Source organism: Streptomyces sp. NPDC030814 (assembly GCF_055572155.1).
Genome location: NZ_JBVIDX010000015.1, coordinates 25,446 through 51,270, shown reverse-complemented (window position 1 = coordinate 51,270; position 25,825 = coordinate 25,446). Strand labels below are relative to the sequence as shown.

Genomic DNA, 25,825 nt, shown 5'->3' with positions numbered 1-25,825 from the left:
CCGGGCCGGTCCTGGGCTCAGTGCACGTCGCCCATGAGCCGCTTGACCTTGTTGCGGTACATGTACAGCGCTACACCGGCGAGGGCGGCCAGCGTGGCCTCGACGGCGACGAAGCCCGCCCGGTCGAGGTTGACGCCGCCGACGGCCTCGTTGGACAGCAGGGCGGTGACGGAGTCGCCCGCGCTGACCGCGAGGAACCAGACGCCCATCATCTGGGAGGCGTACTTCACGGGCGCCATCTTCGTCGTGACGGACAGACCCACCGGGGAGAGCGTCAGCTCGCCGAGGGTCTGCACGAAGTAGATCCCGGCGATCCACAGCGCGGCGGCCTTCTCGCCGTCCCCGGCGATCGCCAGCGGGGCGAGGAAGAGGAAGAAGGACGCGCCGATCAGCAGTAGGGCGGCCGAGAACTTGACGATGGTGCTCGGCTCCTTGCCCCGCCGGTTCAGCCACACCCACAGCCAGGCGAAGACGGGCGCCGCCGCCATGATCATCAGCGGGTTGAGGGACTGGTACCAGGAGACCGGGAACTCCCAGCCCAACACGCTGTTGTCGGCCGACTCGCTGGCGAAGACGGCCAGAGTCGAGGCGCCCTGGTCGTAGATCATCCAGAAGATCGCCGCGGCGACGAAGAACCAGACGAACGCCGACATCTTCGACTGCTCGGCGGCGTCCAGGTCACGGTCCCGCTTGATCCGGGCGATCACCCAGATCGGGACGATCAGACCGATGAGAGTGACCGGGATCACCGCCCAATTGACGGTGTAGTGACCGGACAGACCGAGGACGCCGTAGAAGACGACGGGGACGGCCAGCCACAGCAGGGCCTTGCGCAGGACGGCCGACCGCTGTGCGGCGGGCATCGGCGTCGGGACGATGTCGCTGCGCTCGCTCAGGTGACGGCTGCCCAGCAGGAACTGCACGAGGCCCAGCGCCATGCCGAGCGCGGCCATCCCGAAGCCGAGGTGCCAGTTCACCTTCTCGCCGACCGTGCCGATGGCCAGCGGCGCGGCGAAGGCGCCCGCGTTGATGCCGATGTAGAAGACGGTGAAGCCACCGTCGCGGCGCGGGTCGTTCGGGCCGTCGTAGAGGTGGCCGACCATGGTCGAGATGTTGGCCTTCAGCAGGCCCGAGCCGATGGCGACGAGGGCGAGGCCCAGGTAGAAGACACCGGCCGACGGCAGGGCCAGGGTCAGATGGCCGAGCATGATGACGACGCCCGCGACGGCGACCGTTCTGCGCGGGCCGAGGAAGCGGTCCGCGATCCACCCGCCGGGGAGGGTGAGCAGGTACACCATCGACCCGTACACCGCGGTGATGGTGATCGTCGCCGCCGCACCGAGGTCCAGGCCGTTCGGCGCGACCAGGTAGAGCGGCAGAAGGGCCTTCATGCCGTAGTAGGAGAACCTCTCCCACATCTCGGTCATGAAGAGAGTGGCCAGTCCTCGGGGGTGGCCGAAGAAGGTGCGCTCGCCGCCGGGGGTCCCCCGGTCGGCCGAGTCCTTCGTCAGGCTGGACGCCATGGTCGTTCCTTGCGCTTCGGGACGCCGCACGCAAGTGGTGCCGCGCCCGGTCGGAGGGGCGGCCGGCACCACCGGGGATCCACGTCCTCTACGCGCGTCGACGACAGGGGGTTTCCGTCGGCGCGGGGCCGGCCACAGGTCATTCCCGCGGAGCCGGAGAACCCGGCTCCGGGCACAAAAGAGACCTTCAGCGCAGATATGCCGCCAAAGGTCCCCATGTGCCGCTACAGGCGTTCCATCACCATACGCCACAATAGACAAGGGAATGGAAGCGATTGAGAGGCGGATCACAGGTAAGAATGCGATATCGGTTGCGCATTCGAAGGTGTGTCCGGGAAATGCATCCCTGGGCGCAGGGTGCGGCATCCGAGGCGCGTCAGCGCGCGGGCCATCTCCACGGACCGCCCCTGATCTCCACAGCTCTTCGACGGGCCACACCTGGATCTTCACCGGAATCCGGCGGCGGGCCCGTCGCCCTCGATCATGGCTGGTGGGGGTAAGAATTCCGGTGGACAACGGTGTGAATCAGGCTTGCCGATCACCCTCCACCTGCGGTTCTCGGCGGACTACCATCAGCCCATGACCCGTGTACTGCTCGCCGAGGACGACGCGTCCATCTCGGAGCCGCTGGCCCGCGCACTGCGCCGGGAGGGGTACGAGGTGGAGGTGCGCGAGGACGGACCCACCGCGTTGGACGCCGGCATGCAGGGCGGCGTCGACCTGGTCGTCCTCGACCTGGGGCTGCCCGGCATGGACGGTCTCGAGGTGGCCCGCCGGCTGCGTGCCGAGGGCCACACCGTGCCGATCCTGATCCTGACCGCGCGGGCCGACGAGGTGGACACCGTCGTAGGCCTCGACGCGGGCGCCGACGACTACGTCACCAAGCCGTTCCGGCTCGCCGAGCTGCTCGCCCGGGTGCGGGCGCTGCTCCGGCGCGGGGCGGCCGAGCCGCAGCAGCCGCCCGCCACGCACGGCGTCCGGATCGACGTCGAGTCCCACCGGGCGTGGATGGGCGAGGAGGAACTCCAGCTGACGGCGAAGGAGTTCGACCTGCTGCGGGTGCTGGTGCGGGACGCGGGTCGGGTCGTCACGCGGGACCAGCTGATGCGCGAGGTGTGGGACACCACCTGGTGGTCCTCCACCAAGACGCTCGACATGCACATCTCCTGGCTGCGCAAGAAGCTGGGCGACGACGCGGCGAACCCCCGGTACATCGCGACGGTGCGAGGCGTCGGGTTCCGGTTCGAGAAGAACTGAGGGGCCGGGCGAGCCGGGCGCCCACGGGCTCAGAGGTCGGGTGGCCGGGCGGACGCGGGCCGTAGCGGGCTGGTCGCGCGGTTCCCCGTGCCTGCCCCGCCCGGCGCTCGCGGGACGGCACGGGCCGGCGCCCCGGCGGCCTGCGGCCCGGGTGAGCGTTTCCAGCCCCCGCTCCGCCCCCGGCGCCGGGTGCCGCACAATCGAAGGTCCCAGAACACCCGCCCCGCCCGGAGGGCAGCCGTGCGTCGCCGTCTCATCCAGTCCACCCTCGCCGTGGTCCTCGTGGTCATCGCGGTCTTCGGCGTCTCCCTCGTCATCGTCGAGACCCGGACGATCAGCAACAGCGCCCAGGAACGCGTGGAGTCCGAGGCGGTCCAGCTGACGAGCATCGTGGACAGCCGCATCATCGGCGACGAGCGGATCACCGCCGAGGTCCTGGAGGACCAGGTCGGCGACGACCGCTACGCCCGGATCCAGATCCCCGGCCAGCGCACGATCGAGATCGGCGTGAAGCCCGTCGGCGACGTCATCCGCCACGAGGCCAGGGGCGAGAAGGACGAGGTCGTCACCGTCGAGGAGTCGCGCTCGGCGGTCAGCCGCGAGGTCGGCCGTACGCTGCTGATCATCGCGGCGGTCGCCCTGCTCGCCGTCATCGCCGCGGTCCTCCTCGCGGTCCGGCAGGCCAACCGCCTCGCCTCCCCGCTCACCGATCTCGCCGAGACCGCGGAACGGCTCGGCTCCGGCGACCCCCGCCCCCGGCACAAGCGGTACGGCGTCCCGGAGCTGGACCGGGTAGCGGATGTGCTGGACGCCTCCGCCGAGCGCATCGGCCGCATGCTGACCGCCGAGCGGCGCCTCGCCGCGGACGCGTCCCACCAGCTGCGTACGCCGTTGACCGCGCTGTCGATGCGGCTGGAGGAGATCACGCTCACGGACGACCCGGCGACCGTGAAGGAGGAGGCGCACATCGCGCTCGCCCAGGTCGAACGGCTGACGGACGTCGTGGAGCGGCTCCTGACGAACTCCCGCGACCCCCGCAACGGCTCCGCCGTCGCGTTCGAGCTGGACGAGGTCATCAAGCAGCAGCTGGAGGAGTGGCGCCCCGCCTACCGCAGCGCCGGCCGCGCCATCGTCAGCTCCGGCAAACGGCATCTGCAGGCCGTGGGCACGCCGGGGGCGGTCGCGCAGGTGCTGGCCGCGCTGATCGAGAACTCGCTGATGCACGGCGGCGGAACGGTGGCACTGCGGACGCGCGTGACCGGCAACCAGGCGGTCATCGAGGTCACCGACGAGGGGCCCGGCGTCCCCGCCGACCTCGGGGCGCGGATCTTCGAGCGGGCGATCAGCGGGCGGAACTCCACGGGGATCGGGCTGGCCGTCGCGCGGGACCTCGCGGAGGCGGACGGCGGGCGCCTGGAGATGCTCCAGGCGCAGCCGCCGGTGTTCGGGCTGTTCCTGTCGCGGACGCCGGTGCGGACGCCGACCGGTGACGACCGGCCCGTGCGGTAGGGGAGCCGGTTCGCGAGGGCGCCGCAGGTTCTAACGCCGGCCGTTCGGTCGCTTGGCCGGGCCGCCGGTCAGCGCGGGCGGATGGGCGGCACCCGCCTCCAGGAACGATTCCGCGCTCGCCACCGCCTCCCGGGCGGGCAGTGCGCGGAACACCCAGGTGCGGTACGACCAGAAGCGGAAGAGGGTCGCGACGCCGATGCCGAGGAACTTGAAGATGTTGCTCTGCAGGGGGCTGTCCCAGCCGAAACCGTAGGTCGCGGTGTACAGGACGCCGTTCTCGACGACCAGGCCGACCACGCTGAACAGCAGGAAGAGGCTCAGCTCCTTCGTCCGGCCGCTCTTGTCCCGGTCCCGGTAGGTGAAGTAGCGGAACCCCACGTAGTTGAAGGCGATGGCGACGACCGTGGCGATCACACTGGCCCGGACGACCTGGAGCTCGGTGGTGTTCCGCACGAGGTTGAACACGGCGAGGTTCACCAGCAGTCCAGCACCGCCCACCGCACCGAACTTGGCGACCTCGCGGACGAGGAGGTCGATCCGTCGGCGCAGGGCGCCGCGGGGCTTCGGGCGAGGCCCCGAGGTGGTACTTCCCATCGTCTGCCGGCCCCCGTCGCTCGGTGGTCTGTTCGTACCTCGGTCGATACCAGGTCGGTGCTGTCGGTCCCAAAACAGTTGATCTTCGATCGAAACCAACTGGTTCCGCCATGCTAACCAGCGCCCCCGGGCATCGCCTGTGCAGCACCTCTCCGGCGCGGCCAGGGCGGGCGAAGGACACAGAAACCGGACACGGGAAGAAGTGGCCGATTCCGTGGCCGATACTCTGGGGGGGTGACGTTCCCGGTAGTCGGCATGGTCGGCGGGGGTCAGCTCGCTCGTATGACACACGAGGCGGGCATCCCTCTCGGCATCAGGTTCAAGCTCCTCAGTGACACCCCTCAGGACTCCGCGGCCCAGGTCGTCGGTGATGTCGTCGTAGGCGACTACCGCGATCTGGAGACGCTGCGCGCGTTCGCGCAGGGCTGCGACGTGATCACCTTCGATCACGAACACGTACCCACCGAGCACCTACGGGCGCTGGAGGCGGACGGCATCCCCGTGCGCCCGGGCCCGGACGCCCTCGTGCACGCCCAGGACAAGGGTGTGATGCGGGCGAAGCTCGACGCGATCGGCGTGCCCTGCCCGAGACACCGCATCGTCGCCGACCCGGCGGACGTGGCGGCGTTCGCGGCCGAGGGCGACGGTTTTCCGGTCATCCTCAAGACCGTCCGCGGCGGCTACGACGGCAAGGGCGTGTGGGTCGTCCGCTCCGTCGAGGACGCCGCCGAGCCGTTCCGCGCCGGAGTCCCGGTCCTCGCCGAGGAGAAGGTCGACTTCGTACGGGAGCTCGCCGCCAACGTCGTACGGTCGCCGCACGGCCAGGCCGTCGCGTACCCGGTCGTGGAGTCGCAGCAGGTCGACGGGGTCTGCGACACCGTGATCGCCCCGGCGCCCGGCCTCGCCCCGGCCCTCGCCCTCCAGGCGGAGGAGATGGCCCTGCGCATCGCCAAGGAACTGGACGTCGTCGGCCACCTCGCCGTCGAGCTGTTCCAGACCCGCGACGGCCGCATCCTGGTGAACGAGCTGGCCATGCGCCCCCACAACTCCGGCCACTGGAGCCAGGACGGCGCCGTGACCTCGCAGTTCGCCAACCACGTACGGGCCGTCCTCGACCTCCCGCTCGGCGACCCGCGCCCCCGCGCGAAGTGGACCGTCATGGTCAACGTCCTCGGCGGCGACTACCCCGACATGTACTCCGCGTATCTGCACTGCATGGCCCGCGACCCCCAGCTCAAGATCCACATGTACGGCAAGGACGTGAAGCCCGGCCGCAAGGTCGGTCACGTGAACACCTACGGCGACGACCTCGACGACGTGCTGGAGCGCGCCCGTCACGCCGCCGGATACCTGAGAGGCACGATCACCGAATGAGCCCGGTCGTAGGCATTGTCATGGGGTCGGACTCCGACTGGCCCGTCATGGAGGCCGCCGCGCAGGCCCTCGACGAGTTCGAGATCGACTACGAGGTCGACGTGGTCTCCGCGCACCGCATGCCGCGCGAGATGGTCGCCTACGGCGAGGAGGCCGCGGACCGGGGCCTCAAGGTGATCATCGCCGGCGCGGGCGGCGCCGCCCATCTGCCCGGCATGCTCGCGTCGGTGACCCCGCTGCCCGTCATCGGCGTGCCCGTACCGCTGAAGTACCTCGACGGCATGGACTCGCTGCTGTCGATCGTGCAGATGCCGGCCGGTGTGCCCGTCGCGACCGTGTCCGTGGCCGGCGCGCGCAACGCCGGACTGCTCGCCGCCCGCATCCTCGCCACCCAGGACGAGGAACTCCTGGTCCGTATGCGGGAGTTCCAGCAGGAGCTGAACGACCAGGCCACCGAGAAGGGCAAGCGCCTGCGCACCAAGGTCGAGGGAGCGGGCAACGGCTTCGGCTTCGGCAAGTGACGCACGACTGACCGCGAGAGCCGCGACGACCCGGGCGACCGGGAGGACGGGGGAGCACGGCAAGTGACGGGGACGACGGGGGAAGAGGAAGTGACCGGGATGACGGGGACGACTTCGCTGGAGGAGGCCCGGGAACTACTGCGCGAGTTCCCGGTCGCCGACGGCCACAACGACCTGCCGTGGGCGCTGCGCGAACAGGTCCGCTACGACCTGGACGCCCGGGACATCGCCACCGACCAGAGCGCCTACCTGCACACCGACCTGGCCCGGCTGCGCGCCGGCGGCGTCGGGGCCCAGTTCTGGTCGGTGTACGTGCCCTCGGACCCCGCGTCCCTCCCGGGCGCCGTCCCCGCAACCCTCGAACAGATCGACTGCGTACGGCAGCTGATCGACCGTTACCCGGCACACCTGCGGTCCGCGCTGACCGCCGCCGACATGGAGGCGGCCCGCACCGAGGGCCGCGTCGCCTCCCTGATGGGTGCCGAGGGCGGCCATTCCATCGACAACTCCCTCGCGACGCTACGCGCGTTGTACGCGCTCGGCGTCCGCTACATGACGCTCACCCACAACGACAACATCGCCTGGGCCGACTCCGCCACCGACGAACCGGCGGTCGGCGGACTGTCCGCGTTCGGCCGCGCCGTCGTCCGGGAGATGAACCGCGAGGGCATGCTCGTCGACCTCTCCCATGTGGCCGCGACCACGATGCGCGACGCGCTCGACACCTCGGCCGCACCGGTGATCTTCTCCCACTCCTCGTCCCGGGCCGTCTGCGACCACCCCCGCAACATCCCGGACGACGTCCTCCAACGCCTCCCCGCCAACGGGGGAGTGGCGATGGTGACCTTCGTGCCGAAGTTCGTGCTCCAGGCCGCCGTCGACTGGACCGCCGCCGCCGACGAGAACATGCGCGCCCACGGCCTCCACCACCTCGACACCACTCCCGAGGCCATGCGGGTCCACCGCGCGTTCGAGGAGCGCAACCCGCGCCCCGTCGCCACGGTCGCCACGGTCGCGGACCACCTCGACCACATGCGCGAGGTCGCCGGCATCGACCACCTCGGCATCGGCGGCGACTACGACGGCACCGCCTTCACCCCGGACGGCCTGAACGACGTCTCCGGCTACCCGAACCTGATCGCCGAACTCCTCGACCGCGGCTGGTCCCGGACCGACCTCGCCAAGCTCACCTGGCAGAACGTGGTACGCGTCCTGGGCGCCGCGGAGGACGTCGCCCGCGACCTGAAGGCCCGTACGGGCCCGTCGAACGCGACCCTGGAGCAGCTGGACGGGTGACACCCGGCCGGCGGTACGGCGCCCGCCCGGCGCGGGCGGGGCGGCCCGTACCCCCGAACGCCCCACCCACCAGGAATCCGATCGGCCCCCGTGGCACGGTGACGGTACTGCCTTCACCGACCGGCTACGGAGGTCCGCCATGGCAGACCTGCAGGACGAACTGCAAGCGACAGCTGAGGTGGGGCGGCTCGACGGGCGGCCCGCCGCTCCCACGAAGCGGAGGCCGAAGCCGAGTCGCCGGCTCCGGGTGGCGGAACCCATAACCCCGCCGGACGGCACGACCGAGTACGACACGGCCGGCCTCGCGGAGGTTTCTGAGGCCCCCGTGCGGCTCACGGACCCCGCGGGACCCGAGGAACCGGACGAACTCGCGCAGGCGCACGCCCTCCTCGCCCGGCACCCCGTGGCGGACGGCTACAGCGGGCTGCCGTCGGTGTTGCGCCACCTCTCCTGGTACGACCTGGAACTCGGCGAGGGCGGCGTCGACACCGACGTGCCACGCATGCGCAGGGGACACATCGGCGCCCTGTTCTGGTCGCTGCACCTGCCCGAGCCGCTGACCGGCGACCGGGCCGTCGGCGCCACCCTGGAACAGCTGGACCTGGCCCAGGAGGCCGTCCACGCACACCCCGAGGGCCTGCGGCTGGTCCGCACGGCGGGCGAGGTCACCGACGCCCGCCTCTGCGGCCGCGTCGCCATCCTCCTCGGCCCCGCCGGCGCCCCCGCCCTCGGCGACTCCCTCGGCATCCTGCGCGCCCTGCACGCGCTCGGCCTGACCACCCTCACCCTCGCCGGCACCTCCTGGGCGAGCGAGGCCGGGCTCAGCAGGTTCGGCGAGGAGGTGGTCCGCGAGATGAACCGCGTGGGCGTCCTCGCCGACCTCTCCGGCGCCTCCGAGCAGACGATCCGCCGGACCCTCGCGGTCTCCCGCGCCCCGGTCCTGTGCACCCGCTCGGCGGCCCACGCCCTGCGTCCCCACCCCGCGAACCTCCCCGACGACCTGCTGGCCGCGCTGGGCGACGCCCACGGCCTGTGCATGGTGCCGCTCGCCGCCGAGCAGACCGGCCCGTCCGTCCGAGACGTCGCCGACCACCTCGACCACGTGCGCGCGATCGCCGGCCCCGAGTGCGTCGGCCTCTCCGGCACCTACGACTGCGGCGCCGCCCACCCCGAGGACCTCACCGACGCCTCCGGCTACCCCCACCTCGTCGCCGAACTCCTCCGCCGCGGCTGGTCCGCCGACGACCTCGCCCTGCTCACCTGGGGCAACGTCCAACGCGTCCTCCGCAGCGCCGACTTCACGGCGAGGGCGGCCCGGCACCGCCGCGGGGCCTCCGCGGCGAGGATCACCGACCTGGACGGCTGACCCGGGGCCCCCGGCCGACCGCCGGGCTCAGGCCCGGCACAGACAGAACGGATGCCCCGCCGGATCGGCATACACCCGGAACCCCCGCTCCCGGTCCGCCACGTCCAGCGGCTTCGCCCCGAGTGCCAGCACCTCCTTCTCCGCCGCGTCCATGTCCTCCACGTTCACGTCGAGATGGAACTGCTGCGAACGCGAGGGCGACGGCCACTGCGGCGGCACGAAGCCCGGCGCCTTCTGGAACGCCAGCCGGACACCCCCGTCCGGCACCGTCAGATCCACCCAGTCGCCCGCACCGGAGACCTCCCCTCCGACCAGCTCGGCGTAGAACCCGGCGAGCGCCTCCGGGTCCGGACAGTCCACGACGACGACATCCAGCTTGGCGATGGCCATGACCGCTCTCCTTCGCTTGTGATCCGGTTACCTGTAGAGGCGGGTAACCAGTAACGGTTACTGCATGCTTCCCCATTGGAGGTAACGTCGCAAGCATGAATGAGAGAGCGCCCGCCCCCGGCGGCCTGGCCCTCATCGAGAGCCTGGTGAACACGCTGGACCTGGAGTCGGGCGCCGACGCCCTCGACACCCCGGAGGGCAGGGCACGCCTCGCCCTGACGGCGGCCGAGGACCTGGCGGACGTCCGGGAGCTGCGCGAGTCCCTCCGGGCCGTATGCCTCGCACACGCGGGACACCCGCCGCACCGCGCCGTGACCCCGCTCGGCGACCTGCTGGCCGCGGCTCCGCTCCTCGTCGACGTCCGCGCCACCGACGGCTCGGCGACCCTGCGCCCCGCCGCCGACCCCGCGCCCCTGACCGCCCGCGTGGCCGCGGCCGTCGCCGAGGCCCTCACGGCGGGCACCTGGCAGCGCCTCAAGGCCTGCGAGGCCGCCGACTGCCACTGGGCGTACTACGACCGCAGCCCCGCCGGACGCGGCCGCTGGTGCTCCATGCAACTGTGCGGAGCCCGCGCGAAGATGCGCCGCTACCGTGCCAAGTGAGGCCGATGAGCCGGACATCACCTCACGAGTCACCGGCGAAGTAAGCGCTTCGCACCCATGGGCGGCCCGGACGGTGGAGAATGAGAACAGACGCCGTTCCGGCCGACTGAGCCTCGGCCGGAACGGCGTCGCCCGTTCACGACCCGGCCCCCGGTCGGGCTCGTTCTCGGCCCGGCCCCATCCGGGCCCGGCCCGGCCCGTCCCGGTCGGCCTACCCCGTCCCGTCCCGGCCCGTCCCGGCCCGGCCCGGCCTACCCCGGCCCGTCCCGGCCCGTCCCGGCCTACCCCGGCCCGTCCCGGCCTACCCCGGCCCGTCCCGGCCCGGCCCGCCCCGGCCCGGTCCGACCCACCTCGGTTGGACCCGCTCACGGTCCGGCGCATTCACCGCACGGAATTCACCGCACGGAACGACCCGGCCCGGAGAGGCCGACCGCTCGGCCGATGCCGACCCGCCGACGCGACCCGCCTGCACCGGGACGACGGCGGGGCGACGGCGGCGGTGACGGCGGGGCGACGGCGGCGGTGACGGCGGGGCGACGGCGGCGGTGACGCCGTCAAGGGGCCACCGGTGGGTCCCTGGGTCAGGCCGTCGGCCGCCCCATCGCCCGGTAGGTCCAGCCGGCCCGCCGCCACAGCTCCGGGTCCAGCGCGTTGCGCCCGTCCAGCACCAGCCGACGGGACGCCACCTCACCCAGCGCCTGCGGGTCCAGCTCCCGGAACTCACGCCACTCCGTCAGGTGCAGCACGATGTCGGCGCCCCGCACGGCCTCCAGCGCGCAGTCGGCGTACCCGAGCGTCGGGAACAGCCTGCGCGCGTTGTCCATGCCCTTCGGGTCGTACACCGTGACCTGTCCGCCCTGGAGGTGGATCTGTCCGGCCACATTGAGCGCGGGGGAGTCCCGTACGTCGTCGGAGTCCGGCTTGAAGGTCGCGCCCAGCACGGCGACCCGCCTGCCCAGGAACGGGCCCCCGCCCAGCGCCTGCCGGGCCAGCTCGACCATCTGGCCGCGCTGCCGCATGTTGATCGAGTCGATCTCCCGCAGGAACGTCAGCGCCTGGTCCGCGCCCAGCTCGCCCGCCCGTGCCATGAACGCCCGGATGTCCTTCGGCAGGCACCCGCCGCCGAAGCCGATACCCGCCCGCAGGAACTTCCGCCCGATCCGGTCGTCGTACCCGATGGCCTCCGCCAGCTTGGCGACATCGCCCCCGGCGGCCTCGCACACCTCGGCCATGGCGTTGATGAAGGAGATCTTGGTGGCGAGGAAGGAGTTCGCTGAGGTCTTCACCAGCTCGGCGGTCGGGAAGTCGGTGACGACGAACGGGGTGCCTTCCTCGACCGGCGTCGCGTACACCTCGCGCAGCAGCTTCTCGGCCTTCTCGCCGCGGACGCCCACCACGATCCGGTCCGGGTGCAGCGTGTCGTTCACGGCGAAGCCCTCGCGCAGGAACTCCGGGTTCCAGGCCAGCTCGGCGTCCGCCCCGGCGGGGGCGTGCTCGGCGAGATACGCGGCCAGCCGGTCGGCGGAGCCCACGGGCACGGTCGACTTGCCCACGACCAGGGCCGGGCCCGTCAGATGCGGGGCGAGCGAGGCGAAGGCCGCGTCGACGTACGACATGTCACAGGCGTACTCGCCGTGCCGCTGCGGGGTGTTCACGCACACGAAGTGGACGTCGCCGAAGGCCGCGACCTCGGCGTAGTCGGTGGTGAAGCGCAGCCGCCCGGTGGAGCCCTCGATCCCGGCGACGTGCTTGCGCAGCAGTTCCTCCAGGCCCGGCTCGTACATCGGGACCTCGCCCCGGCGCAGCATGTCGATCTTCTCTTCGACGACATCGAGCCCGAGCACCTCGAAACCCAGCTCGGCCATGGCCGCGGCGTGGGTGGCGCCGAGATAGCCGGTGCCGATCACGGTGATCTTGAGGGCCATGGATGCTCCTGGGATGTACGGCCGTAGGTGCGCTGCAAAGTGCACGGCAAGTGCGCTGCCTGAGCATAGTCGGGGCGTGTGCGGGCCCCTCACCGGGCAGATTCCCCCCGGCGTCGCGCCCGTCCCTCGGACCTGTCGCCAAGCTCACGTATCTCTGGCGTGGGCAAGCCCTTTAAAATTGAGTTACTTAACGGTAGTTAGCATCGGGAGCGTGAGAGACCTTGGCCGGATCGGCTGATTTCGACCTGTACCGCCCGTCCGAGGAGCACGACATGCTCCGCGACGCGATCCGTTCCCTCGCCGAGGCGAAGATCGCGCCCTACGCTGCCGCGGTCGACGAGGAGGCCCGCTTCCCCCGCGAGGCGCTCGAAGCGCTCGTCGCCAACGACCTGCACGCCGTGCACGTGCCCGAGGAGTACGGCGGCGCCGGCGCCGACGCGCTCGCCACGGTCATCGTGATCGAGGAGGTCGCCCGTGTCTGCGTCTCCTCCTCCCTCATCCCGGCCGTCAACAAGCTCGGCTCGCTCCCGGTGATCCTCTCCGGCTCGGAGGAGCTGAAGAAGAAGTACCTGGGCCCGCTCGCCAAGGGCGACGCGATGTTCTCGTACTGCCTCTCCGAGCCGGACGCCGGCTCCGACGCCGCCGGCATGAAGACCAAGGCGGTCCGCGACGGCGACCACTGGATCCTCAACGGCGTGAAGCGCTGGATCACCAACGCCGGCGAGTCCGAGTACTACACGGTCATGGCCGTCACGGACCCCGACAAGCGCTCCAAGGGCATCTCCGCGTTCGTCGTCGAGAAGTCCGACGAGGGCGTCTCCTTCGGGGCCCCCGAGAAGAAGCTCGGCATCAAGGGCTCCCCGACCCGCGAGGTCTACCTCGACAACGTCCGCATCCCCGCCGACCGCATGATCGGCGAGGAGGGCACCGGCTTCGCCACGGCGATGAAGACCCTGGACCACACCCGCATCACCATCGCCGCCCAGGCCCTCGGCGTCGCCCAGGGCGCCCTCGACTACGCCAAGGGCTACGTCCAGGAGCGCAAGCAGTTCGGCAAGCCCATCGCCGACTTCCAGGGCATCCAGTTCATGCTCGCCGACATGGCCATGAAGATCGCCGCCGCCCGCGCCCTGACCTACCAGGCCGCCGCCGCCTCCGAGCGCGGCGACAGCGACCTCACCTTCCAGGGCGCCGCCGCCAAGTGCTTCGCCTCCGACGTCGCCATGGAGGTCACCACCGACGCCGTCCAGCTCCTCGGCGGCTACGGCTACACCCGTGACTACCCGGTGGAGCGCATGATGCGCGACGCCAAGATCACGCAGATCTACGAAGGCACGAACCAAGTTCAGCGGATCGTGATGGCCCGCAACCTGCCGTAACCTCTTCGGCGCAACTCTCGACGGCCCCCGGCAGCCCTGCCGGGGGCCGTTGACATGTGGGGTCAATGGTGCGGATTGTTTGCTCCCGCCCGATGGCGGGTGGGGGCCGGGAGGCGTAGGACGGAAGAGCACGGGGTCCGCCCCGGACCCCGCTCCCACCCCCTGGAGGAGCCATGCAGGAAACCGGAAGCATGACCGCGATGAGCAGGGAGATGCAGGACTGCGTCAACGCGTGCATGACGTGCCACACCGTGTGCGAGGAGACCATGAGCTCCTGCATGCAGGCCGGCGGTCAGGCCCAGATGCAGATCATGCGCGCGCTGATGGACTGCGCCGAGATGACGCGTATGTGCGCGGACATGATGATGCGCCGCTCCCCGATGAGCGCCGAGATGTGCGCGATGTGTGCCCGCGCCTGTGACATGTGCGCCGAGGCGTGTATGTCCATGCCGGACGATCCGCAGATGATGCGCTGCGCCGAGGCGTGTCGCCGCTGTTCCGAGATGTGCCGGGCGATGTCGGGCGCGACGGCCTGAGCCGCAGCGGTCCGCCGTACGACCGAGGGGCACCTCTTACGGGGTGCCCCTCGGCCAGGTCGCGTCGTACGACGGCGGGTCAGCCGTCCGACACGGTCACCGTCTCGTCGTTCTTCAGCTCCTCCACCAGCTTCTTCACCTTCGCGGTGTCCCACTGCAGGTTGCCGTTGCCGGCGTTGCCCGAGATCGGCATGTTCATGGACTTGCCGTCGCCGCCCGTGACGCCCTTCATCGCCCAGAACATGTCGGCCAGGTCGAACAGGCTCATGTCCTTGTCGACGATCAGCGTGTCGAGGCCGGCGCTCATCGTCGGATACAGCTTGAAGGGGTTCAGGACCGTGCTCGGCGTCGCCGTCTGGCTGGCGAGGGCCGCGAGGAACTTCTGCTGGTTCTTCGTGCGGTCGAGATCGCTGCGCGCGAGGGCGTAGCGGGTGCGGACGAAGGCGAGGGACTGCTCGCCGTTCAGGGTCTGCTTGCCCGCCTCGAAGTTCGCGCCGGACTTGGTGTCCTTCAGGCCGCCCTTCGGGATGTCGATCTCCACGCCGCCGACCGCGTCGACGATGTTCGCGAAGCCGGCGAAGCCGATCTCGACGTAGTGGTCGATGCGCAGTCCCGTGTTGGCCTCGACGGTCCTCACCAGCAGTTCCGGCCCGTCCTCGGCGTACGCGGCGTTCAGCTTCACCTGGCGGCCGGTGCCCTTGTACGTCTTGCCGGACTCGGAGCCGACGAAGCTCGGGATCTCCACGTTGGAGTCGCGGGGCAGCGAGATCAGCGTCGGGCCGTTGGAACCGGTGTGCAGGATCATCATCGAGTCGGTGCGCTTGCCGTCGGCGGACCCGGTGTGCAGTTCCTTCTTCTGCGCGTCGGACAGGCCCTCGCGGCTGTCGGAGCCGACGATCAGGTAGTTGGTGCCCTCGCCCTCCTCCGGCCGCTCGATGACCTTCGACAGGTCGACCTCGCGGTTCAGCTTGGAGTCGGCCCAGAAGTAGGTGCCGATCGTCGTGCCCAGCAGGACGACGGTGACGGTGATCGCCGTCCACTTGATCCGGCGCCGCCAGTTCGGCGCGGGACGCTCGCCCCGGTCGTCGTAGCCGCCGGGACCGCCCGGACCGCCGCCGCCGTACACCTGGCCGGTGTTGTAGCCGCTGTCGTACGCGTTGCCGTACTGGTCGGGGCCGCCGCCGTAGTTGTCGTACGCGTCGCCGTACGACGGCTGCTGTGGCACGCCGCCCTGAGGGGGTGCCGACGGGCCGCGACGGACCTGGCGCATCACGCGCGGCCCGTCAGGCTGTGCGCTGGCGCTTCCTTGTCCGTACCCGCCGCCGCGGTTGCTGTCGGACCATCCCTCGGGCCAATCGTTCATGGGCCCCAGTGTGCAGGGCCCCCCTGTGGGCCGTACAAGGGTCCTGGGAATTTCGCAGCGGGGCTGTTGCCAAGCTGATGCAAAGCGGACCTTACGAGGTCACGCATAAGGGGTCCTTTCACTATGAGCGCCCGATCAGGTCGTGTGGTCCGGTGCCGTGCATCGCAAGGCGCCGGAGCGCCCTCGTGGCGGAGCCACGTGGGCGTTTCGGCAACGCGGCGAGGTGCGGTGCCAGACCATGCGGCCCGGGCGGGCATAGTGAAAGGACCCCTAAGGTGGACGCCATGACAGAGCAGGCCCCCGCAGCGGAATCCGATATACCCGGCAAGCCGACCTCGGCGTCCCGGACCACCCTGAGCCACATCATGACCCACAACGACACCAACCTTCTGGGGACGGTGCACGGCGGCGTCATCATGAAGCTGGTCGACGACGCGGCGGGCGCGGTGGCAGGGCGTCATTCCGGTGGGCCCGCCGTCACCGCCTCCATGGACGAGATGGCTTTCCTGGAACCCGTCCGCGTGGGCGACCTGGTCCATGTGAAGGCCCAGGTGAACTGGACGGGGCGGACCTCGATGGAGATCGGTGTCCGGGTGCTCGCGGAGCGGTGGAACGAGTCGACGCCGCCGCAGCAGGTGGGGTCGGCGTATCTGGTGTTCGCGGCGGTCGACGCCGACGGCAAGCCGCGCCGGGTGCCGCCGGTGCTCCCGGAGACGGAGCGGGACCGGCGGCGCTACCAGGAGGCGCAGATCCGGCGGACGCACCGGCTGGCCCGGCGCAAGGCGATCCTGGAGCTGCGGGAGAAGCGGATCGCGGAGGGGCTGGGGGACTGAGGCGTCCCCGGCCGACGGTCCCGTGGGCCTTGGCCGGGACCCTTCAGGGGCAGGTCACCTCGTCGCCCCTCACCACTCCGGACTCCCCCTGGTCGGGGTTCTCGGCCCGTACCCGGCGGACCTTCTTGAAGTCCGCTCCGGCGATCACCTTCAGGACGGGTCCCTGGCCCGGGGCCTCCCGCAGCTCCGCGCCCGGCAGGGCGGTCGCCAGGGACCTGGCCGAGCGGTCCCAGCGCGGGTCGTGGAGGACGATCGTCCGGCGGACGTCGGTGCGCCGGGCGTTCAGGGGACTGCGGGTGGTGCGGAAGCCGGTGGCGGCCAGTTGGCGGTCGACCTCGCGGCCGAGGCCGGCGACGGCCGTGCCGTTCTCGACCTGGACGCGGATCTGCTGCGGGGCCACCTCGACCAGGACGCGCGTGCCCCGGGCCCGGTAGGGGGCGAGGGGGCGGTCGTCGCGGAGGGCCTTGAAGAGGCGGCGCGACTTGGCGGCGTCCCACAGGAGGGTCGAGCCGATGCCCTTGACGACGTGGCCCATGCGGCCGATGGGGACGGTGGTGAACTCGGCGGAGGCGGGGGTGAGGCCGCGCATGGCCCGGCCGAGGTCGATCAGCTCGCCGGTGCCGAACTCCTTGTCGGCGCGGACCGAGCCGAGGACGGCCCGGGTGATGTCGCGGAACTTCATCGGGTTGAGGAGCACCCCGGAGGACGTCGCCTGAGCCATGAGGGCGGCCATGAAGCGCTGCTGGCGCTTCATACGGCCCAGGTCTGAGGAGCCGTCGGCGTGGCGGGAGCGCACGTACTGCAGGGCCTGGCCGCCGTCGAGGTCGTGGGTGCCGGCGGGCAGGTCGAGGCCGGTGTAGGAGTCCTTCAGGGGGCGGGCGGTGCAGATCCGGACGCCGCCGAGGACGTCCACGGTCCGCATGAAGCTGGCGAAGTCGACCTCGACGTAGTGGTCGATCTTCACCCTGGTCATGCGCTCGACCGTGCGGACGGTGAGCTGGGGGCCGCCCTCCGCGTACGCGGCGTTCAGCTTGATCGGGTGGGTGGGCCGGCGCTTGCCGGTGGTGTGGTCGGTGTGCGCGGGCGCCTCGGCGTAGGAGTCACGCGGCAGGCTCACGACGCTGGCCCGCTCCCGGTCCTCCGAGATGTGGACGATCATCATGGTGTCCGTGCAGTGGCAGGGGGCGCCGCCGAGCCGGTAGGCGCGCCGCTCCTCCTCGGTGATGCGGTCGCGGCCGTCGGTGCCGACCAGCAGGACGTTCATGCCGTGGCCCGCCTCGGGGCGGTTCTTCATGTCCTTGAAGGGGTCGACGCGGGCGATCCTCTCGTCGAGGCTGGTGACCACCGCGTGCCCGATGCCCGCGGCGGCCAGCACCACCACCGACAGCGTGGTCACCGCCCGCATGGCCCAGCTCCGTTTCCTGGGGCGGACCGCGGGCCTGGCTCGCTGCGGCCGTGCGGGGCGGCGGGGCGGTGTGGGCACGGGGGACACCTCCGCGTGACCGGTCGGGGGAGACATGGGAACGCTGTGCACCGTAGGCGCAGTCGCTCCGCGGCCCGTATCGGCGACCGGGCGGCGCGCGTCGCTGTCCCCCGTTCGCGGTAACGTGAGCCCCCTATGAACGCCAAGCCCGACGTGCGGCTCCCCGCCGTGTCTGTGATCATGCCCGTCCTCAACGAGGAGCGGCATCTGCGCGGAGCCGTCCAAGCGATCCTCGCGCAGGAGTACGCCGGCGAGATGGAGGTCGTGATCGCCCTCGGTCCGTCCACGGACCGTACGGACGAGATCGCGGCCCAGCTCGTGGCCGAAGACCCGCGTGTGCACACCGTGCCGAACCCCACCGGCCGTACGCCCGCCGCGCTGAACGCCGCGATCAAGGCATCCCGCCACCCGATCGTGGTCCGCGTCGACGGCCACGGCATGCTCTCGCCGAACTACATCGCCACCGCCGTACGGCTCCTGGAGGAGACCGGCGCGCAGAACGTCGGCGGCATCATGCACGCCGAGGGCGAGAACGACTGGGAGCGCGCCGTCGCCGCCGCCATGACCTCGAAGATCGGCGTGGGCAACGCCGCCTTCCACACGGGCGGGCAGGCCGGTCCGGCCGAGACGGTCTATCTGGGTGTCTTCCGGCGCGAGGCCCTGGAGCGGCAGGGCGGTTACAACGTGGAGTTCATCCGCGCCCAGGACTGGGAGCTGAACTTCCGGATCAGGGAGGCCGGCGGCCTCATCTGGTTCTCGCCGGAGCTGAAGGTGTCCTACCGGCCCCGGCCCAGCGTGAAGGCGCTGGCCAAGCAGTACAAGGACTACGGACGCTGGCGCCATGTCGTGGCCCGCTACCACCAGGGCTCCATCAACCTGCGCTACCTCGCCCCGCCGACCGCCGTGTGCGCGATAGCGGCCGGTCTGCTGGTGGGCGGGCTGCTCACGCCGCTCGGATTCGTCGTCCCCGGCGGTTATCTCGCGGCGATCGTCGCGGGCTCGGTCCCGGCGGGCAAGGGCCTGCCGCTGAAGGCGCGGCTGCAGATCCCCCTCGCCCTCGCCACGATGCACATGTCGTGGGGCTTCGGCTTCCTGACCAGTCCGAAGTCGCTGGCGAAGAAGGTCATCGCGTCCCGTCGCCCGGCCGTGCTCACCGAGAGCTGAACCGGATCACGCGTATGCGTGGGGCCCTTCCCGAGGTTCGGGAGGGGCCCCACGCACGTGCACCGGATCAGCCGGCGCAGCCGGGCCATCAGGTGAGGAGGACTACCAGGTGAAGTTCGGGTTGACCTTCATGCAGGCCTTGTCGTCCGCGCCGTTCAGCGCGTCCGCCGACTTCGGGGTCTTGTCGTCCTCCTTCTCGGCCTGGTACGCGTCGCCCTCGCGCCAGTCGGCGCCGACGACGAGCGTGACACCGCTGACGTTCGTGGACTTCTCCACCTGGCTCAGCGGGATGCCGAGCGCCTTGGCGACCGCCTGGGCGTCGCCCTCCAGCTCGGCGCTCGGATAGCGCACGACCGTCTTGTCCTCGGTGGTGGCGGTGGTCGAGTCGGCCGACGCCTTGTCGAAGCCCTCCCGGACGAGGAGCTGGGACACGGTGTGGGCGCGGCCGGGGGCCGCCCCGAGGGCTGAGGTCAAGGTGCCGTTCTGCACCAGCACACCGATCTCGTCGTCCGGCGCCGCCGGGTCGTCGGAGGTCAGGTCCTCGGTGGTGGCCTTCTTCGCGTCCTTGCCGTCGAGGGCGATGTCCTCGCGCACCAGCCGGAACAGCTTCTCCGCGTCGCCCTCCTTGGGCACGACGCGCGCGCCGACGTAGGTGAAGGGCATCGTCGTCATGGTGATCCGGGCCGGCTCGACCTTGCGCAGTTCCTTGCTGAGGTCGTAGAGCTTCGCCACGTCGCCGAGGCCCTCGTCCACGGTGAGCGCCTCCGTGGCCTCCTCGGCGAGCCTGCGCAGCTTGTTCGGGTTGGTGATCGTGGCGTTCTCGCGCAGCTCGCGGACCATCGAGTTCATGTACATGTGCTGCGCCTTGGCGCGCGCGATGTCGCTGCCGTCCTCGAAGCCGTACCGGGTGCGCAGCCACTGCAGGGCCTGCTTGCCCTGGATGTACGTGGTGCCCTTCTCCAGCTTCAGGCCGGAGCCGTGCCCCTGTCCGTCCCGGGACTCGATGTTGTCGGTGACGCACACCGGCACGCCGCCGATCGCGTCGGCCATGGAGACCACACCGGCGAAGTCGACCATCATGAAGTGGTCGATGTGGATGCCGGTCAGCTCCTGCCAGGTCGCGACCGTGCAACCGGGGCCGCCGCGGCCCAGGGACTCGTTGGTCATCGTCCGGCTGGTCGCCCCGTACACCTTGCCGTCGTCCGGGTCGGTGCACTTGGGGATGTCGAGGAGGGTGTCGCGGGGCATGCTGATGACCGACATGTTGCTGCGGTCGGCGGACAGGTGCAGCAGCATCTGGACGTCGGCGAGCGGAGTGCCGCCGAAGGTCTCCCGGGCGCCGCCGAGCTTCTGGTTCTCCTCGGTGTCCCGCGCGTCGGAGCCGATGAGCAGGATGTTCAGCGGGGTCTGGCCGGCCGCGTTGGGGGTGGGCTCGGCGATCTTCGTGTCGCCGAGGTTCAGCTTCTCCTTCTTGATGTTGCTGTTCAGATGCCGGTAGTAGAGGTAGCCGGCCCCTGAGGTGCCGAGTATCACCACCGTCAGCACCGTCGCCGACCAGCGCAGTACCCGTCTGCGCCGGCGTGGCGCGGCAGCGTCGGCCCGCCTGCGCCCTGCGGCGCCGCCCCGACGGCCGCCGCCGTGTCCGCGCTGTTCCGGGACTCTGGCGCTCCCGTCGTCGCCGGACGAGCCGTCCGGCGATCCGAGGCCACCGCCCCGCTCGCCGGGTTCCTCGACGCGCGGCTGCCCCCCGTCCCCGCGCACGTCGCTCCGTACCATCTCCCTGCCCCTCCCCACCCTGCTGTGCCGACGGGGCCGACCCCGCCTCCTGTTGGACTTCCGAGACCCCAACTGGGATGTACGCATGCTCTCCTGAACGCGTACTGCGCCCTGCCCGGATGACATCGGCCACCCGTGAGTACGACCGTTACCGCGTCTGTGCGCCCGGTCGAACATCGGACGTGGACGCGCACATGGGTCGCTACGGCGGCGGGTGCCGCCGCATGACCACCGGAGCCCACCGGGCGGGCGCACCCTCGCGCCCGCCCGGCGTCTGTACTTCGTGTTGCGTCCTGATAGACGCGAGAAGACCCCGTCAGGTCATCAGCCGGCGCACTTTTCCTTGTCCGCCGTGTTCTTCTCGACGTCGAGGTCCGCCGCCGACGTCGAACCGCTGATCTTCACCCCGGCGCCCTTGAAGTCCTTGCCCAGGGTCAGCACCATCGCAGGCAGCCCCTGGGAGTTGGTCTCGCTGTTGCCCTCGCCGGGCTTGAGCGCGGACGCGGACAGACCCATGAGGTCGGCCAGCTTGCGCGCCTGGTCGGCCTGGTCCGGGTCGTACTCGAGGGTCGTCTTCGACAACGTCTTGCCCGCGTTGCCGAGTTGGCTGGACTTCGTCACACCGACATCGTTCTGCAGCCAGTTGAGAGTGGCCTGTGCGCTGCCGGCCTCGGCACCGCCGTTGTAGACGTTGACCCGGACCTCGGAGGCATCGGCGCGCTTGCCCTTGAGCTTCGCGGCCTGCTTCTCCTTCTCCTTCTTCTTCACGTCGCTGAGCGAGACGTCGTCGCGGATGGTCTCGAACAGCTGCTCCGCCTTGCCGGGCATGGGCAGCACGGTCGCGCGGTCGGTGTTGTCGACCACCGGGACCGTGGTGAAGGTGATGTTCTTCGTGTTCACCTTGCCGACCTCCTGGCCGAGCGAGGCCAGCTTCTTGATGTCGGCGATCTTGTCGTCGACGGAGAGGGCCTTGGTGGCCGCCTCCGCCAGGTCGATGACCTTGCCCGGGTCGGTGAGGGTGTCCTCGGACTTCATCTGGCGGATCATCGAGCTGAGGAACTGCTGCTGGAGCTTGATCCGGTCCAGGTCGCTGCCGAAGCCCACGCTGTAGCGGGTGCGCAGGAACGACAGTGCCTGCTCGCCCTGGATGGTGTGCTTGCCCTCGGAGAGGTCCAGCTTGGACTTGGAGTCCTTGATGGGCTTGGCGAGGCAGACCTCGACGCCGCCGATCGCCGTGGAGAGCGTCTTCACCGCGTTGAAGTCGGCGACCATGAAGTGGTCGGGAACGATCCCGGTGAGTTCCGTCACGGTCCGCATCGTGCAGCTCGGGGTCCGGCCGTCCTGGCCGAGGCTCGTGTTGAACCGGACGTCGGAGGTACCGCGGATGATCTCCTTGGAGCCGTCCTCCTGCGTCGTCTCGCAGTCCGGGATGTCCACGATCATGTCCCGCGGAATGCTCATCGCGGTCGCGTTCGTCCGGTCCTTGGAGACGTGCAGCAGGATCGTGGTGTCGGCGTGGCCGACGCTCTCCTTGTCGCCGTACGACCCGTTGCCCTTGCCGGTGCGCTTGTCCGTGCCGATCACCAGCAGGTTGATCGCCCGGTCCTTGCTGAAGCCGCCGGTGCCGGCGCCGTCGTCGGAGATGGAGGTGATGTTGTCGTTCAGGTGCTGGTAGTACAGGTAGGCCGCGGAGCTCACGCCGACCAGCAGGAAGGCGAGGGTGCCGCCCGTCCACACCAATATCCGCTTGCCCGTGGACTTCTTGGGCTTCGTCTTGCTCCGGCCGCCGCGACGGCCGGGCAGCGGCTCCTCCTCCGGCGCGCCCCGTCGACGCCGCGGCCCCGGGACCACCTCGGGAATCTCCCGGGTGTCCGGAGCCGCCGATCGTGCGGTGGTGCGGGCCGCTCTGGTCCCCACCCCCGCGGGCGTGGCCCGGCGGGGCCTGGGTACGCCTGACTGCGGTGCGGAAGGGGTCAGTCGCAGTTCGTATTCACCGGTGCTCGGGTTGAGTACCCACTGGTCTGCGGGATCGATGTCTTCCGCCCGCCCACGGCCTTGCGCGTCCACGGTTGTCTGATTCCTCCGTCGGGGCCACGCGGCGTCTTCCCCCTCAAAAGACGCTCGGGTCTCGCTGCAAGTGGTGCGTGACCGGGAAGGCCTGACACACCGGATCGCTCACACTAGCCGCCCGATCAGGCGCTGAGCGACGGCGGTGACAAATTGCACGCCCCTACAAGCGGGCAATCTGCCCATTTCCTAGAGCATTTGTTCCTCGTGTTGACGTGCGTTTTACCTGCGGGGGTCCGATCCGGTCACTCGCAGGCCTCTTCGGCGGCCGTGCGACCGCGGAATGTGGGCATCGGATCCGGGGTGGGAGAAGACCCGCCCGACGTCTCTTCCGCATGGCCTTCGGGAGCTCCTTCCGGGAGTTCCCGGGCCACGGCCACGGGTGCGTCGGAACGCAACCGGGCGAAAAGCCGGTGCGCGGCCGGCTCGACGAGTTCGTCACGATTGGCGTTCTGGGCATACGACTTCCTCGGAACAGTCAGGAATTGCACCTTTTCCACGGGAATGGTGCGCATACCGCGGACGAGGTCGTAGAGACCGCGCAGACTCGCCAGGCCGGGATCGGTGGTGAGCGACGAGGTGGCCGCGTCCAGCACCGGATAGAGCTTCACCGGATTCAGCAGGACGCCGTTGCTGCGCACCTTCGCGGCCAGTGCCGCCAGGAACCGCTGCTGCCGGTCCATCCGTTCGGTGTCGCTGCCGTCGCCGAGCGACTTGCGGGCCCGCACGTAGCCCAGTGCCTGCTCGCCGTTGAGTTTCACCCGGCCCGCGGGCAGCCGGAGCTTTGCTGCCTTGTCGCGGATGGGGGCCTCGATGCACACCTCGACCCCGTCCACGGCGTCGACCATCGCCTTGAAGCCACTGAAGTCCACGACGACGTGATGGTCGATGCGGATGTCGGTCATCTTCTCGACGGTCCGGATGGTGCAGGCCGAACCGCCCACCTGGAAGGCGTAGTTGAACATCGCGAACGTCGGCTTCGTCCGGGTGCCGTCCGCCCTCCGGCACCCGGGCACGTCCACCATCAGGTCCCTCGGCAGCGACACCGCCGTCGCGCTGCTCCGGTCGGCCGCCAGATGCAACAGGATGGTCGTGTCCGACCTCTCGGTGCCGGAGTCCCGCCCGTATCTGCCGTTGTCGCTCCCGGAGCGCGAGTCCGAGCCGATCAGCAGGATGTTCTGCGCGTCCCGCACCAGGGACGTCGGCCGCTCCTTCTCGAACCGGGCCAGCTCGTCCGCCGCCCTCGTGTCCGAGGTGATGTTCCCGTCGAGCTTCCGGTAGGCGGCCCACCCCACCGCCACGCCCCCGACCACGACCGCCGCCGCCCCCGCCGCCGTCCACCGCAGCCAGCGTCGCCGGCGACGGCGCAGAAGCCCGCCCCCGGTGGCGGAACCGCCCGCACCGGGCCCGAGCGCCCCCGTCCTGCCTCCGACGTCGTTCACTTCCGGCCACCCCTCACGGCGTACGAGGTACGAGCGAGTCGTGCTCCTACGACGATGGCGCGGGACGGGGGAGGGGGCGGCCGGGGGTAGGCCGAATGGGGGACGGGGGTCGAGGGCCGTCAGAGGCAGGGCGCGGTTCCGCGCGGCGGGTGGGCGTGCGGCGCCTTCCCGCGGGGCGTGTGTGGGTGGGGAGCCGTCCTGCGGGGCGGTGGGCAGCCGCGCCCGAAGGGGCGCGGGACCGCGGCGTACGCGGCTGAGCCGCGTGTGGCGCGAGCGACCACGGGCGACCCTCGGCCGCGCCAGGGCCCTCAGCCGGACGGGACGGTACTGCCAGGTCGTGTCCGCGAAGTCCCGCCCGCGCCGCGGCGCCCAGCACTAAGGGGTGTGGTGAAAGTCCCGCACAGCACCCGCGGTGTCCGGCACGCACCCTCGCCGCACCGGTTAAAGACCCACGTAGCGCCGCTACGAGGGCCTTCGTCCGGCACGCCGAGGCCACGCACCGGACACCGCGGGCACCGCACTGGACTTTCACCACACCCCCCTAGCGCGAGACGGCAGACACCCGCTCACTCTCGATCCGCTTGGCCAGCGCGTCCTCCCCCAACCGCTCCAGATGCCGGCACAGCACCACGGACCCCCCGGTCGCCAGCGGTCCGTACAACCCCGCCAGCAGTCCCTCCCAGGTGTCGTATCCCGCTCCGGACAGCAGCCGGGATCCCGGCCCGGTGAGCCCGATGCCGCCCGCCTCGGCCCGTGCCCGCTCCACGACCTCCGCCCCGCTGAACTCCCGCCCGGCCACGATCAGCGCCGGCTCCTCGGGGTCCACCGGGACGAACGGCGCGAACCGGTCCCCCTGCGACGGCACCTCCACGGCGTAGTCCACGAACCCCGCCGGGGTCTGCGGGAACCGCCCGCCGAGCGGCCGCAGCGCGAGAGCGACCCGCTCCCCGGAGCACGCCCGGGCCTTCTCCAGCGTGTCCGGCCCGCTCACCACGAGGTCGGCCTCACCCGGCTCCCCGGCGACATCGGCGACGACCCCCACCGACGAACACGCCAGCAGCCACACCGCCGTCTGCCAGTGCGCCGGCAGCAGCAGTGCGAGCCGGTCACCCGGCTGCGCGGCCAGGTCGCCCTGGAGCAGATTCGCCGTCTTGGCCACCCAATTGGCGAAGGTGGCCACGGACAATTCGACGCGTTCGCCCGTGGCGTCGTCGTAGAAGGTCACCAGGGGGCGCGCGGGGTCCGCGGCGAGCGCGGATCGCAGCAGGTCGGCAGGGGTGCGGTCGGTGGCGTTCACGCGCGTAAGCGTACGCGGGGCCGGGCGCCGGGCGAGTCCGGGGCGAACCGGAGGGGCCACCGGTTCGGCGCAGCGCCACCCACCGGTTCGGCGGAGCGGAGCCGACGGTCCGTCAGTTCCGCGATGGA

The 25,825-nt window shown here is 70.9% G+C and carries 21 protein-coding genes; 11 read left to right on the top strand and 10 right to left on the bottom strand.

Annotated features, from left to right (window positions below; genetic code table 11):
• Positions 1–17: 17 nt before the first annotated feature.
• Positions 18–1,523 carry a peptide MFS transporter gene (locus tag ACZ43N_RS27775; protein ID WP_468101289.1) on the bottom strand — a complete coding sequence of 502 codons (1,506 nt, stop codon included), beginning with the start codon at positions 1,521–1,523 and terminating at the stop codon, positions 18–20.
• Between the two features lie 579 nt (positions 1,524–2,102).
• On the opposite strand from ACZ43N_RS27775, the gene ACZ43N_RS27770 reads away from it, so the two are divergent.
• Together ACZ43N_RS27770 and ACZ43N_RS27765 are read left to right on the top strand one after the other, a co-directional pair.
• Positions 2,103–2,780 (top strand): response regulator transcription factor, encoded by a 678-nt coding sequence (locus ACZ43N_RS27770; RefSeq protein ID WP_468101287.1) that lies wholly within the window; start codon positions 2,103–2,105, stop codon positions 2,778–2,780.
• 240 nt (positions 2,781–3,020) lie between these two features.
• On the top strand, positions 3,021–4,289 hold the full coding sequence (locus tag ACZ43N_RS27765) for an ATP-binding protein (protein ID WP_468101285.1): 1,269 nt from the start codon (positions 3,021–3,023) through the stop codon (positions 4,287–4,289).
• 30 nt (positions 4,290–4,319) lie between these two features.
• On the opposite strand, the gene ACZ43N_RS27760 is transcribed toward ACZ43N_RS27765, so the two are convergent.
• Positions 4,320–4,883, bottom strand: coding sequence for a GtrA family protein (locus ACZ43N_RS27760; RefSeq protein WP_468101283.1), 564 nt, complete (start codon positions 4,881–4,883; stop codon positions 4,320–4,322).
• Positions 4,884–5,117: 234 nt separating this feature from the next.
• On the opposite strand from ACZ43N_RS27760, the gene ACZ43N_RS27755 reads away from it, so the two are divergent.
• The 4 genes from ACZ43N_RS27755 to ACZ43N_RS27740 all read left to right on the top strand — a co-directional run bounded on the left by ACZ43N_RS27755 (position 5,118) and on the right by ACZ43N_RS27740 (position 9,440).
• The gene (locus ACZ43N_RS27755; RefSeq protein WP_468101281.1) at positions 5,118–6,257 is read left to right on the top strand and encodes a 5-(carboxyamino)imidazole ribonucleotide synthase; all 1,140 of its coding nucleotides are present in this window, start codon (positions 5,118–5,120) and stop codon (positions 6,255–6,257) included.
• Positions 6,254–6,778: a 5-(carboxyamino)imidazole ribonucleotide mutase gene (gene purE, locus ACZ43N_RS27750; protein WP_468101279.1), complete on the top strand. Its 525-nt coding sequence runs from the start codon at positions 6,254–6,256 to the stop codon at positions 6,776–6,778. The genes ACZ43N_RS27755 and purE overlap by 4 nt, the downstream gene beginning before the upstream one ends.
• Before the next feature lie 99 nt (positions 6,779–6,877).
• Positions 6,878–8,074 (top strand): dipeptidase, encoded by a 1,197-nt coding sequence (locus tag ACZ43N_RS27745; RefSeq protein ID WP_468101277.1) that lies wholly within the window; start codon positions 6,878–6,880, stop codon positions 8,072–8,074.
• A gap of 139 nt (positions 8,075–8,213) precedes the next feature.
• Positions 8,214–9,440, top strand: a complete 1,227-nt coding sequence (locus ACZ43N_RS27740) for a dipeptidase (RefSeq protein ID WP_468101275.1) — start codon at positions 8,214–8,216, stop codon at positions 9,438–9,440.
• A 27-nt stretch (positions 9,441–9,467) separates the two neighbouring features.
• On the opposite strand, the gene ACZ43N_RS27735 is transcribed toward ACZ43N_RS27740, so the two are convergent.
• Complete coding sequence (locus ACZ43N_RS27735) at positions 9,468–9,830, bottom strand: VOC family protein (RefSeq protein ID WP_468101273.1); 363 nt, start codon at positions 9,828–9,830, stop codon at positions 9,468–9,470.
• Positions 9,831–9,925: 95 nt separating this feature from the next.
• Between ACZ43N_RS27735 and ACZ43N_RS27730 the strand changes: the two genes are divergently transcribed.
• A complete protein-coding gene (locus tag ACZ43N_RS27730) occupies positions 9,926–10,432 on the top strand; it encodes a CGNR zinc finger domain-containing protein (RefSeq protein ID WP_468101272.1) in 507 nt (168 codons plus the stop codon).
• 581 nt (positions 10,433–11,013) lie between these two features.
• On the opposite strand, the gene ACZ43N_RS27725 is transcribed toward ACZ43N_RS27730, so the two are convergent.
• On the bottom strand, positions 11,014–12,357 hold the full coding sequence (locus tag ACZ43N_RS27725; protein WP_468101270.1) for a UDP-glucose dehydrogenase family protein: 1,344 nt from the start codon (positions 12,355–12,357) through the stop codon (positions 11,014–11,016).
• A gap of 221 nt (positions 12,358–12,578) precedes the next feature.
• Between ACZ43N_RS27725 and ACZ43N_RS27720 the strand changes: the two genes are divergently transcribed.
• Both ACZ43N_RS27720 and ACZ43N_RS27715 read left to right on the top strand, forming a co-directional pair.
• On the top strand, positions 12,579–13,736 hold the full coding sequence (locus tag ACZ43N_RS27720) for an acyl-CoA dehydrogenase (protein WP_468101268.1): 1,158 nt from the start codon (positions 12,579–12,581) through the stop codon (positions 13,734–13,736).
• A 173-nt stretch (positions 13,737–13,909) separates the two neighbouring features.
• Positions 13,910–14,272: a four-helix bundle copper-binding protein gene (locus ACZ43N_RS27715; RefSeq protein ID WP_468101266.1), complete on the top strand. Its 363-nt coding sequence runs from the start codon at positions 13,910–13,912 to the stop codon at positions 14,270–14,272.
• Between the two features lie 79 nt (positions 14,273–14,351).
• On the opposite strand, the gene ACZ43N_RS27710 is transcribed toward ACZ43N_RS27715, so the two are convergent.
• Positions 14,352–15,635 carry an LCP family protein gene (locus tag ACZ43N_RS27710; protein ID WP_468101265.1) on the bottom strand — a complete coding sequence of 428 codons (1,284 nt, stop codon included), beginning with the start codon at positions 15,633–15,635 and terminating at the stop codon, positions 14,352–14,354.
• Positions 15,636–15,919: 284 nt separating this feature from the next.
• On the opposite strand from ACZ43N_RS27710, the gene ACZ43N_RS27705 reads away from it, so the two are divergent.
• Positions 15,920–16,468, top strand: a complete 549-nt coding sequence (locus ACZ43N_RS27705; RefSeq protein ID WP_468101264.1) for an acyl-CoA thioesterase — start codon at positions 15,920–15,922, stop codon at positions 16,466–16,468.
• A 43-nt stretch (positions 16,469–16,511) separates the two neighbouring features.
• On the opposite strand, the gene ACZ43N_RS27700 is transcribed toward ACZ43N_RS27705, so the two are convergent.
• Complete coding sequence (locus tag ACZ43N_RS27700) at positions 16,512–17,987, bottom strand: LCP family protein (protein ID WP_468101262.1); 1,476 nt, start codon at positions 17,985–17,987, stop codon at positions 16,512–16,514.
• Positions 17,988–18,086: 99 nt separating this feature from the next.
• Here ACZ43N_RS27700 and ACZ43N_RS27695 point away from each other — a divergent pair, with 99 nt between their 5' ends.
• Positions 18,087–19,115: a glycosyltransferase family 2 protein gene (locus tag ACZ43N_RS27695; RefSeq protein ID WP_468101261.1), complete on the top strand. Its 1,029-nt coding sequence runs from the start codon at positions 18,087–18,089 to the stop codon at positions 19,113–19,115.
• 102 nt (positions 19,116–19,217) lie between these two features.
• On the opposite strand, the gene ACZ43N_RS27690 is transcribed toward ACZ43N_RS27695, so the two are convergent.
• The 4 genes from ACZ43N_RS27690 to ACZ43N_RS27675 form a co-directional block, all read right to left on the bottom strand.
• Positions 19,218–20,891, bottom strand: a complete 1,674-nt coding sequence (locus ACZ43N_RS27690; protein ID WP_468101260.1) for an LCP family protein — start codon at positions 20,889–20,891, stop codon at positions 19,218–19,220.
• Between the two features lie 324 nt (positions 20,892–21,215).
• Positions 21,216–22,958 (bottom strand): LCP family protein, encoded by a 1,743-nt coding sequence (locus tag ACZ43N_RS27685; RefSeq protein WP_468101258.1) that lies wholly within the window; start codon positions 22,956–22,958, stop codon positions 21,216–21,218.
• 245 nt (positions 22,959–23,203) lie between these two features.
• Entirely contained in the window at positions 23,204–24,400 is a 1,197-nt protein-coding gene (locus ACZ43N_RS27680; RefSeq protein ID WP_468101257.1) for an LCP family protein, read from the bottom strand.
• A gap of 541 nt (positions 24,401–24,941) precedes the next feature.
• On the bottom strand, positions 24,942–25,697 hold the full coding sequence (locus ACZ43N_RS27675; RefSeq protein ID WP_468101255.1) for a TIGR03089 family protein: 756 nt from the start codon (positions 25,695–25,697) through the stop codon (positions 24,942–24,944).
• Positions 25,698–25,825 lie beyond the last annotated feature (128 nt).

Bases quoted from the DNA above. Each gene is read 5' to 3' on its own strand.
- ACZ43N_RS27770 (WP_468101287.1), top strand. From the start codon at position 2,103: ATGACCCGTGTACTGCTCGCCGAGGACGACGCGTCCATCTCGGAGCCG.
- ACZ43N_RS27715 (WP_468101266.1), top strand. From the start codon at position 13,910: ATGCAGGAAACCGGAAGCATGACCGCGATGAGCAGGGAGATGCAGGAC.
- ACZ43N_RS27695 (WP_468101261.1), top strand. From the start codon at position 18,087: ATGAACGCCAAGCCCGACGTGCGGCTCCCCGCCGTGTCTGTGATCATG.
- ACZ43N_RS27690 (WP_468101260.1), bottom strand. From the start codon at position 20,891: ATGGTACGGAGCGACGTGCGCGGGGACGGGGGGCAGCCGCGCGTCGAG.
- ACZ43N_RS27705 (WP_468101264.1), top strand. From the start codon at position 15,920: ATGACAGAGCAGGCCCCCGCAGCGGAATCCGATATACCCGGCAAGCCG.
- ACZ43N_RS27775 (WP_468101289.1), bottom strand. From the start codon at position 1,523: ATGGCGTCCAGCCTGACGAAGGACTCGGCCGACCGGGGGACCCCCGGC.
- ACZ43N_RS27700 (WP_468101262.1), bottom strand. From the start codon at position 17,987: ATGTCTCCCCCGACCGGTCACGCGGAGGTGTCCCCCGTGCCCACACCG.
- ACZ43N_RS27730 (WP_468101272.1), top strand. From the start codon at position 9,926: ATGAATGAGAGAGCGCCCGCCCCCGGCGGCCTGGCCCTCATCGAGAGC.
- purE (WP_468101279.1), top strand. From the start codon at position 6,254: ATGAGCCCGGTCGTAGGCATTGTCATGGGGTCGGACTCCGACTGGCCC.
- ACZ43N_RS27740 (WP_468101275.1), top strand. From the start codon at position 8,214: ATGGCAGACCTGCAGGACGAACTGCAAGCGACAGCTGAGGTGGGGCGG.
- ACZ43N_RS27710 (WP_468101265.1), bottom strand. From the start codon at position 15,635: ATGAACGATTGGCCCGAGGGATGGTCCGACAGCAACCGCGGCGGCGGG.
- ACZ43N_RS27745 (WP_468101277.1), top strand. From the start codon at position 6,878: ATGACGGGGACGACTTCGCTGGAGGAGGCCCGGGAACTACTGCGCGAG.
- ACZ43N_RS27725 (WP_468101270.1), bottom strand. From the start codon at position 12,357: ATGGCCCTCAAGATCACCGTGATCGGCACCGGCTATCTCGGCGCCACC.
- ACZ43N_RS27760 (WP_468101283.1), bottom strand. From the start codon at position 4,883: ATGGGAAGTACCACCTCGGGGCCTCGCCCGAAGCCCCGCGGCGCCCTG.
- ACZ43N_RS27735 (WP_468101273.1), bottom strand. From the start codon at position 9,830: ATGGCCATCGCCAAGCTGGATGTCGTCGTCGTGGACTGTCCGGACCCG.